This is a genomic window from uncultured Psychroserpens sp. (genome assembly GCF_947500255.1).
Lineage (GTDB): Bacteria > Bacteroidota > Bacteroidia > Flavobacteriales > Flavobacteriaceae > Psychroserpens.
Map to the genome: position 1 here is coordinate 540891 of NZ_CANMRL010000001.1, position 11259 is coordinate 552149.

The 11259-nt window shown below is 34.0% G+C and carries 6 protein-coding genes; all 6 read left to right on the top strand.

The genetic code is table 11. From position 1 onward, the window contains the following. Positions 1-151 precede the first annotated feature (151 nt). The 6 genes from Q0783_RS02255 (at position 152) to Q0783_RS02280 (ending at position 11228) form a co-directional block, all read left to right on the top strand. On the top strand, positions 152-670 hold the full coding sequence (locus tag Q0783_RS02255) for a 30S ribosomal protein S16 (RefSeq protein ID WP_298892926.1): 519 nt from the start codon (positions 152-154) through the stop codon (positions 668-670). A gap of 99 nt (positions 671-769) precedes the next feature. Next, a complete protein-coding gene (gene rimM, locus Q0783_RS02260) occupies positions 770-1300 on the top strand; it encodes a ribosome maturation factor RimM (protein ID WP_298892928.1) in 531 nt (176 codons plus the stop codon). Then, complete coding sequence (locus Q0783_RS02265) at positions 1293-2006, top strand: methyltransferase (RefSeq protein ID WP_298892929.1); 714 nt, start codon at positions 1293-1295, stop codon at positions 2004-2006. Before rimM ends, Q0783_RS02265 begins: the two co-directional genes overlap by 8 nt. 100 nt (positions 2007-2106) lie before the next feature. Next, positions 2107-3285, top strand: coding sequence for an acyl-CoA dehydrogenase family protein (locus Q0783_RS02270; RefSeq protein WP_298892931.1), 1179 nt, complete (start codon positions 2107-2109; stop codon positions 3283-3285). A gap of 564 nt (positions 3286-3849) precedes the next feature. Continuing rightward, a complete protein-coding gene (locus Q0783_RS02275; protein ID WP_298892933.1) occupies positions 3850-10518 on the top strand; it encodes a hypothetical protein in 6669 nt (2222 codons plus the stop codon). Then, positions 10518-11228 (top strand): hypothetical protein, encoded by a 711-nt coding sequence (locus Q0783_RS02280; protein WP_298892935.1) that lies wholly within the window; start codon positions 10518-10520, stop codon positions 11226-11228. Before Q0783_RS02275 ends, Q0783_RS02280 begins: the two co-directional genes overlap by 1 nt. Positions 11229-11259: the final 31 nt, after the last annotated feature.

The following is an 11259-nucleotide window of genomic DNA, read 5'->3' on the forward strand; positions in this document are numbered from 1 at the left end:
TAGGTTAAACATAACGTTTTAGAACACCCAAAAGTATAATAAAATTTCAATATTACTTAATTTCAAATAAAATGTTGAGAATTAAATTATTGTGTTATCTTTGCGCCTCATTAATAATCGAGGTCGCGAACCTCACAAATTAATTAAATTTATGCCTGTAAAAATTAGATTACAAAGACACGGTAAAAAAGGGAAACCTTATTATTGGATCGTTGCAGCAGATGCACGTTCTAAAAGAGATGGTAAATACTTAGAAAAATTAGGTGCTTACAATCCAAACACTAATCCTGCAACAGTAGAATTAAATGTTGATGGAGCAGTAACATGGTTACAGAATGGTGCACAACCAACTGATACAGCCAGAGCAATTTTATCTTATAAAGGTGCAATGCTTAAGAACCACTTAGCTGGTGGTGTAAAAAAAGGCGCTTTAACTGAAGAGCAAGCTCAAGCGAAGTTCGATGCTTGGTTAGAAGAAAAAGCAGCAAAAGTACAAGCGAAAGCTGACGGTTTATCTAAAGCTGAAGCGAAAGCGAAAGCTGAAGCATTAGCCGCTGAGAAAGCAGTTAATGAAGCAAGAATTGCAGCTGCAGCCCCTGTTGTTGAAGAAGAAACTACAGAAGAAGCGCAAGCTGAAGGTGAAGCAACAGCTTCAAACGAAGAAGAATAAAAAATTATTTTTTATACTTTTAAACCCAGACCATTTGTGTCTGGGTTTTTTATTTAAAACGCGGATTAGTTCCAGCATTTTCTTAAAAATAGACTTGAAATGCAAAAAAAAGACTGCTTCTTTCTTGGTAAAATTGTAAAAAAATACAGCTTCAAAGGTGAGTTATTAGTTAAATTAGATACTGATGAGCCTAATCTTTATGAGCATATGGATTCTGTTTTTGTTGATCTTCGTAACAACCTTGTTCCGTTCTTTATTGAATCGTCTCAACTTCATAAATCTGAACTGTTACGCATTAAGTTTGAAGATGTTGACACCGAAGAAGATGCAGATGCACTTATTAAAAGTGACTTGTATTTACCGCTTGAATTTCTGCCAAAATTAGATGGTGATAAGTTTTATTTTCATGAGATCATAGGTTTTAAGGTCGAAGACAAAAGTTTTGGTCATGTCGGTATTATTAAATCGGTTAACGATTCGACAGCGCAATCACTATTTGAAATTGATCGCAATGGTATTGAAATCTTAATCCCAATGAATGATGAATTCATTACTAAAGTAGATAAAAATAATAAGACGATTTATGTTGAAACTCCAGAGGGATTGATTGATTTATATTTAGATGAATAAACCTTTTCAATTCAAGCAATTTATCGTAAACCAAGACCAATGTGCTATGAAAATTGGGACTGATGGTGTTTTACTTGGTGCTTGGACTTCATTAGAAGGTTATCCATTTTCAATATTAGATATTGGTGCTGGAACAGGTATTTTAGCTTTAATATTAGCGCAACGAAGTCAGGCCGAAGTTATTGAGGCTCTTGAGATTGATGACAAAGCATATGAGCAATGCGTAAATAATTTTGAGCAGTCACCTTGGAACGATCGGTTGTTCTGTTACCACGCCTCTCTTCAAGAATTTGCAGAAGAAATTGAAGATGACTATGATCTTATTATTTGCAATCCTCCTTTTTATGCCGAAAATTATAAAACGGAAAACACGCAACGTGACCTTGCTCGTTTTCAAGATGCAATGCCTTTTGAACATTTATTAGAAAGTGTCTCCACTCTTCTTAATAAAAATGGACTATTTTCACTAATCATACCGTTTTACGAAGAGCAGCGTTTTATAGATCTTGCCACAACATTTGACCTTTTTCCGAAACGAATCACACATGTTAAAGGATCGCCTTCTGCAGATATAAAACGTAGTTTGATAGAACTTTCTTTTACGGAAACGCACCCTAAATTCTCTGAATTGGTCATTGAAACTGCACGTCATCAATATACTGATGAGTATATCAATTTGACTAAGGATTTTTATTTGAAAATGTAGTTTTAAGAAAACGTTTTCGTTATTTTTGTTACCCAAACAAAATAACTTAAATAGGCTCGAGTATTAACAAGAGTATTTTACATTTATAAATAGAACACAAATGAAACCAGATTTATTTGAAGCACCTGATTATTACAATCTTGACGAATTACTTTCTGAAGAACATAAATTAGTACGAGATGCAGCTAGAGATTGGGTAAAACGTGATGTATCACCTATCATAGAAGAGTATGCTCAAAAAGCTGAATTTCCTACACAAATTATTGGTGGTTTAGCAGAAATAGGTGCTTTTGGCCCTTATATTCCTGCAGAGTATGGAGGTGCTGGACTGGATCAAATTTCTTATGGATTAATTATGCAAGAAATTGAACGTGGTGATTCGGGTGTGAGAAGCACTGCATCAGTACAATCGTCTCTTGTCATGTATCCTATTTGGAAGTATGGAACTGAAGAACAACGTCAAAAGTTTTTACCAAAATTGGCCTCTGGAGAATGGATGGGATCCTTTGGTTTAACCGAACCTGACCATGGAAGTAATCCTGGAGGAATGACTACTAATTATAAAGATATGGGAGACCATTATCTTTTAAATGGTGCAAAAATGTGGATTTCTAATGCTCCGTTTTGCCAAATTGCTGTTGTATGGGCCAAAAATGAAGAGGGTCGTATTCACGGGCTTATAGTAGAACGCGGTATGGAAGGGTTTTCAACACCTGAAACACATAATAAATGGTCGCTTCGCGCAAGTGCGACTGGAGAACTAATTTTTGACAATGTTAAAGTTCCAAAAGCGAATTTATTACCTAACAAATCTGGACTAGGCGCACCACTTGGATGCTTAGATTCTGCTCGTTTTGGTATTGCTTGGGGTGCTATTGGTGCTGCAATGGATTGCTATGACACTGCTTTACGCTATAGTAAAGAACGTATGCAATTTGGAAAACCAATTGGTCAATTCCAATTACAACAAAAGAAGTTAGCTGAAATGATTACCGAAATCACTAAAGCACAATTATTAGCATGGCGTTTAGGTGTTATGCGCGAAAATGGCACTGCTACTTCTGCACAGATTTCTATGGCTAAACGTAACAATGTAGATATGGCTATTCATATTGCTCGTGAAGCTCGACAAATGTTAGGCGGAATGGGAATTACAGGAGAATATAGTATTATGCGTCACTCTATGAATCTTGAAAGTGTGATCACTTACGAAGGAACTCATGATATTCATTTACTGATTACTGGGTTAGATGTTACAGGTCTTAATGCCTTCAAATAAAGTCTAAGGGTTATTTAACTATTTAGAAACAACAAAAGCCATGATTACATATTCATGGCTTTTGTTGTTATTCATAACTTAAAATTAATCTACTGAATGCTCTTCATTAATGTAGGTAATTTCCTTAAAAAAATTACGGAAAATCCGTAATACATTTCTTACTTTTTTTAGCTTTTTATTTGTAAGTTTATGCTGACATAAGCTATTAATCAACTCCTTTCATTTAATGAAAGAGATGGATCTCAGTTGTTTGCATTTATACTTTCCCTTTTTAATTAGGTGCGATAAGATCTGGCGAAGATTCTAAATAATAATAGGACTAATCTATTATTTAAAGAGAATGTAAGAGTTGTTATGTCAAACAAAATAACAACATTAGAATTATTTTTTAATTGGTGTTTTTAACAGATTTCATTAATCAATCTGAAAGGATATAGTTTGTCTATACCGTAAAATCACTTGTCATAAATATAAGCTTTCATTATATCCTATAAGGTTATTAATGAAAAGTCGCAATTTTTAATTTAACATCACTCAATAACGTCAAATTATAATACAAACATTATGATTCACTCTATTAGAACCGGAAAGTCTTCAAAAATAATCGCATGCTATTTAGCCATTCAATTATTTCTTACCACAGTTCAGCCAACTAACCTATTTGCATTAACTGGTGGACCATCTCAGCCAGAATTTAATTCATTTACACCTATTGGAACTTCAGACATGGTAAACTTATCTTCTGGAGATTTCAATTACAATATACCTATAATGGATGTGGGAGGATATCCTTTAAATCTTTCATATGATTCTGGGGTCACGATGGATCAAGAAGCGTCATGGGTAGGTTTAGGATGGAATTTGAATGTTGGTCAAATTAACCGTCAAATTAGAGGGTTACCAGATGATTTTAATGGAGATGAATTAACTTATGAAAACAATCTAAAAGATAACAAAACAGTTGGCGCTAACGTGATGTTTCACCCTGCTTTTGCTGGTGTAGATGTTCCTGTAGGATTTGATTTTGGTGCAGGTTTAGGAATTGACTATAATAATTACACGGGTTGGTCATACTCTGCAACAAGTGGTGTGAGCTTTCAAATGTCAAAAAATGTACAAATAGGTGCTAATCTAAGTAATTCTAGCACACAAGGTGTTACATTATCTCCTAGTTTGAGTTTGAATAGTAACAAATTTGGAGATAAAGCTTTTAGCTTAGGTGCAGCAATAGGAACAACGTTTAACTCCAGGCAGGGATTAACCTCATTATCTATTACACCAAGCCTCAATAAAGACTGGATTAAAAGAAATGGTTTATACGGTTATACTGGTACACAAAGAGTAACCGCAAATGGTTTAGGAGGAAGTTCGACGAAGTCATTTTTACCAACAACATATACACCAACAAAAAGGAATAAATTAATTAACAGAAACATATCGGCAAATGGGGCTCTGGGTGCTGAGTTTTTCTTCTTAGAAGGTCAATTTGAATTATACATATATGCTACTGAACAATCATTAGCCGAAAAAACGAAGACAGAACACGCATACGGATTTAACTATACCGATAATGCTTCCAAAAATGATATTTTAGATTTCAACAGAGAAAATGATCGTACAATTACAAAAAATATAAATGTATTACCTGTCACTAATTACACCTATGATCTCTACTCTATAAATGGACAAGGTATTTCTGGCATGTATCAGCCACGCCGAAGCCAAGTTGGATACGTGCATGATAAATATGATAAAGATATAAGTCAAGATGCTTTTTTAGGTATAGAACTAGGTGTAGGTAATTTGGTTCATTCTGGAGTAGAGTTTAGATATTCGCCATCAAATTCATCCACAGGATTATGGACTTCAGAAAATCATGCTAGAGGTAATTTTATCCAGAGCAATAACAACGATCCCAATTATGAAAAAGTATTCTATAAATCAATTGGAGAACTCAATGTTGATAACGACTATAACCTGTTAGTAGAACAATTAGGAGGTGAAGAGCCTATTAAAATTAAATTAGAAGGAAGCAATCTAAATAAAAGAAGTGTCTCCAATAAATATTTAGTTGGAACGGGTGAACTAACAACGAATTCTGCAAATTTTGGTTTACAGGCCACTGAGTTAACAAACAAAATTAATCGATCTGAACGCTTGTTACGAAATCAAGCCATTCAATCTATTTCACAAAAGGAAGCGTCAAAGTACTATTCAAATTATACAACGGAAAATGCTCCTAAAATCAATACGCTTGCAAAAGATCACCATAATGTAGAAACTAGAATTTTACAACCCGATGGAAGCACTTACGTTTTTGGTCAACCAGCTTACAATACTAAAAAAATTGAAACTACATTTAACACCTCTGGTAGAGGTCTTGCTCAAAATACAGTTGCTAGTCAAGAATTGACAGGTTATGAAAGTAATGACAATAGTACAAGCAATAGCAGAGGAATAGATAATTATTTCAACAGAGTCACCACACCTGCTTATGCACATACCTATTTGTTATCTGAAGTACTATCCTCAGATTATGAAGATTTAACCGGTAACGGTCCAACAGATGACGATCTTGGAGCTTATACTAAAATTCACTACTCAGACCCAGAAGATTACAATTGGAGAGTACCATTTGAATCATTTTCGGCATCTTCTAATAAAGGGCTAAATTCTTTACAAGGTGATGATATGGGTAATTATGTGTATGGTGAAAAAGAACTGTTCTATGTAAACAAAATAGAAACCAAAACACATATTGCCATATTTGAACTTAAAGACAGAAATGATGGTTATGGTGTTGATGGAGAAAATGGAGGTTTGTCAAATTCATCTGCACTCATGAAGCAAATTGACAAAATCTACTTGTACTCAAAGCCGGAATACGCTAAGCTTACGGAAACTACAGATTTTAATCTTATCCCTGAAAGCACAAGAGCCAGAAGTGCTATCAAGATAGCTCATTTCGAATACGATTATACACTTTGCCAAGGTGTTCCTAATAATGATCCAAGTGATAATGTTTTAGATGAAAATGAAAGTAATTTTGATGGTGATCTTGGAGGTAAGCTTACCTTAAGGAGTGTTTATTTTTCCTATAGAGGTTCAAATATGGGGAAGTTTACACCGTATGTCTTTAATTATGAAAAAGATTTAGACAATGATGGCTATATCGATAATAACCCTAATTATCATATCAAAGGCTATAACTTATGGGGAAACTACAAGAACCCTAGCGAAAATAACATGGGTCTCGATCATTTTGACGACCCAACTACTGCCGAATTTCCTTATGTAGAACAAGACAATAGAACTTTGGAAAATCAATATGCTACGGCGTGGACAATGACCTCAATAGATTTGCCTTCGGGAGGTAAAATTGAAATGAATTACGAAGCCGACGATTATGCATATGTTCAAAACAAAAAAGCCCTACAAATGTTTAAAGTTAGAGGTGCTGGCGTCACTAATGATATAGCATCAGGATTGGCTAACGCTAATCGAAATCTCTTATATGAAACCAATGTAGATAAAGAATACATCTATGTAGAATTACCACATGAAGAGACAAACAACTTGCCTACTGAGAATGAGTTTATTGATAAATACTTATCAGATATCATAGATGATCCCATTTATTTCAAGTTTTTGATAAATATGAGTAAGAATAAGAGCTATGCCTATGATTATGTATCTGGGTACTTTAAAATTAATCAGTCAAAAATTATAAATATTGATGATTATAGTGGCAAAGTATATGCCGCTATACCTGTAAAATTTGTACATATAAAGAAAAGCGAATATCAGGATGGTGGCGAAAGTCCTTTCTCTAAAGCAGGATGGTATTTTGGACGTCAATATTTAAATAGAGTGGTTTATGGACAAGATGAAGTTAGTAACTTTAATGTATTGGATATTGCTGCTACCATTGGCGGACTAATTGGTAACGCTTACAGAGTATTTCAAAATCCGAATACAGAATTAAAAGAATTGGAATGCGCACAAAAATTTAGTGATACAAAATCTTGGATTAGACTACAAAATCCTAATAAAGCTAAAATAGGTGGCGGACTGCGAGTTTCAAAAATTGAAATGTTTGATCAATGGGATAAAATGACTGGAAATGATCAAAATGCTAATAGCGATCTCTATAAAATGTCATATGGTCAAACATATACTTATAATAACGATGATGGCAGCTCAAATGGTGTAGCTACATTTGAACCTTTTGGTGGTAAAGAAAATCCATTTATTGAACCATTTTATGACAATCCAGATAGCGATAAGATCTTGGCGCCACAGGATCAAAATTTCACCGAAAAACCTTTCGGAATATCTTTCTTTCCTTCGCCAAAAATAACTTACAGCAAGGTTATCGTAAAAAACCTTGACCGAGGAACGTATCAAAACAATAATACGACATATCAAATAAGCGAAAATGGAACAGGTAAGGTTATTAATGAGTTTTATACCTCGAAAGATTTTCCAACCATAACAAAGCATACAACCTTAGGAGATCCTAATGAAGTTAACTTTCCATCTCAAGGAATTTCATTAATCACTTCTTTATTCGGTTTAAATTTTGTCACTAAAAAAAGATTGTCAATGTCTCAAGGGTTTACCGTAGTCACTAATGATATGGACGGTAAAATGAAATCGCAAAAAGTATTTGGTGAATCCATGTCGAGTCAGGATACACCTATTTCTAAAGTGGAGTATTACTATAATATAGATGATAATGGGCAATTAAATAACAGCCTCCCTGTCATAAACAATAAGGGAAAAGTTTCAGAAAAAGTCATAGGAGTAGACTACAATGTTATTAATGATTTTAGACAATCTGATAGTAGCCTCGAGACTTATGGTGTAGATGTCAATATCGCAACGGTCTTGTTTCCAGTACCATTTCCGCCTTTCATAATTCCAGCAACCAATGTTACCCCAATCCCGCAATTAGCCTTTCATGATACAAGATTGAGAACAGCTACTACAACTAAGACCATTCATAAATCAGGAATTCTAATTGAAAAAAAGGCTTTTGATTTGGGTGCCGAAGTGACAACCAAGAATATCGCTTGGGATGCTGAAACGGGTCAGGTCTTATTAACAGAAACCGATAATGAATACAAAGACAAATACTACAATTTTAATTATCCGGCCTACTGGAGTTATGACGGAATGGGAGCTGCCTCAAGAAACTTGGGTATTTATCTCTATTTAAACTCACCAAATAACAATACCTATAGTTATTCTAATGCTGAAGATTATTTGTACGATGGTGATGAAGTTTTGTTTAATAATGAAAACAAGGGATGGATTACAGAAGTAGATGGAAACGATTTTAAAATGATTGATGAAGATGGAGAATACATTGCTGACGCATTCAAAATAAAAGTGATGCGATCTGGATATCGTAACCTTCAAAACGCTACTATGGCTAGTATTACTTTGATGAAAAACCCCATAGATTTAGATGGCGATGGCGATTATGACAACAATGATGATGGCATTATAGACGATTTTATAACATCCAACTCTTTTCAAGCAGCACAATGGGACGATCAACGAATTGTAAATGCATCGGCTATAAAGTATGACAACATCTGGCCTAATCCATGTGATTGTAATTTACCAGAAATACAATTTTCTGAAGATGGAGAACTTTTGTTTAATCATGAAGGACCTAATGCTTTTAATCCTTATCTGTACAATATTAAAGGAGATTGGCGCGCTCAAGAATCATATGCCTATTTAACGGGACGATACAATGGCGATGATGATTATAACCCTAAAACATCTGGCTTTTTTGAAAACTACAGCCCGTTTTATGTTCCCGATGGTCAAGGAAACTGGACTATTAACGAAACGAATTGGACATCGGCCTCTCAAGTCACACAATACAGCCCTTATGGGATAGAATTAGAAAACAAAGATGCCTTAAATAGATATTCTTCTGCACAGTACGGTTATAACTATAATTTCCCTGTAGCTGTCGCTTCTAATTCTGAATATCGAGAGATTGGTTTTGATGGTTTTGAAGATGAAAGACCAAAAGATTGTGGTTCGGGTCATTTTTATTTTGATGAATCTCCTGGAGGAAACTTTGAAATAGTGGATGACGAGTCGCATACAGGAAGTAGAAGTATGAAAATAAATAGCCAAGGTTTAGTGACCATGCGTAAAACCCTAATTAGAAATTGTCCAGAAGACGGTACTCCAAACGTGAACGAGTTGCTTGTTGATTTAGTTAATGCCATAAGGTTATTAGTCATTAATAATGACCCAATAATTAACGACAATGAAAACCCATGTTTCTCCATTCCCGAATTTGAAGCGATTAAACCCTATATCATTCTTCCCAATGGAGACGTACCTCAACTTTGTGATGTCGTCAAAGAAATAACCTCAGGTAATGGGTCTCCAGCAGGAATAGATTTAATGTTTTCATTTAAGCATTTTCCATCGTGGACTACTGCATTTCCAACAGTGACATATTCTAATAGTAATACTAATGTTGACTTTGTTTTTGGAACAGAAACTAACCTAAATAAAGAAGTCTTATCTACAGAATTTAATGATTTAATAGTAGATGGTGATTATTCTAATTGCGTACTTGAAGATGGTGAAATAATTGAAGGCAAGGTATTTAACGTCACCATTGAAGGTACAACAATTCAAGATTATTGTCCAGATTGTACATCATTTAGCCCTAAGATGAATGAATCTTATATATTTTCTGCTTGGACTAAAGTTGACATTCAAAATAGTGGCACAACACCAGAAGAGTTATTAGAGGCTCAACCTATTACTTATGAAAGCATTGGAGCTATAGTTCAATTTAAAACCTTAGATGATGTTCAAGTTGGTGTGGATGTAGAGTTTTTCCCTAGCGGTGAAATTATTGATGGTTGGCAAAGAATTATCGGTGAGTTTGATGTGCCATCTAATAGCAATATAACTTATATAGATATTAGTTTAATAAGTGTTTCAAATAACCCAGGCTATTTTGATGACGTTCGAATACACCCTTTTAATGGTAGTATGAAATCATTTGTATATGACAATCAAAATTACAGACTCATGTCTGAGTTAGATGAAAATAATTATGCCACATTTTACGAGTATGACCATGAAGGCGGTCTTGTGCGAGTGAAAAAAGAAACCGAAAGAGGTATCATGACCATACAAGAAACAAGATCGGCAACTACAATTCCAGAAATACCAAGTAACTAATGAAACAATTAATAGCAACCATAATTATCATGCTTTGGGCTTTTGCTTACTCAAACGCCCAAAGTTTTGACCTTGTAATTGAAAAAGTAGTTTCGAAACAAAACAGCTTAGATGATTACAAAACTGAACTTATTTACACCATTTACAATGACAGTATTTCAATGGTTAAAAAGGATGAACAGAAAAGTGAGTTTATCAAAAAAGGATCTGATTACTACTTCAAAATGGGCAATTCTGAAATCATAATTACAAACTCGTTTTTTATCAAAATAAGTCATTCTGAAAAAATGATGCTCTACTCAAAAATGGATAAAGCATCAGATGATTTTTTTAAAATCCAAAATCAGTTTACTGCGTTTTTAGAACAGTTTGAAACCAAAACTATTGATGATAAAGGAACCTATTGGGAATGTGTATTATCTAAACCTACGACCTTAAAAACTCCTTTTTCTAAAATTATATTATCCATAAACAAAAAAGATCATGCAGTTTTAAAACAAGTCTATTTTTTCAATTCATCAATTGAGAAAACATATGATTCTAGTTCAAAAAACACACAAAATGAACGACTAGAAGTGGTCCAAACTAATTTTCAAAAATCACCAAAAATCACTAATAGTGTTTTTTCATTTGAAAAATATTTAAAGCCTAATGGCAATTCATATACCAATTCAACGTATACCAAAGACTATAAAATCTTTGTTCAATAATATCATACAGCCATCAAAAAACATAAAAATT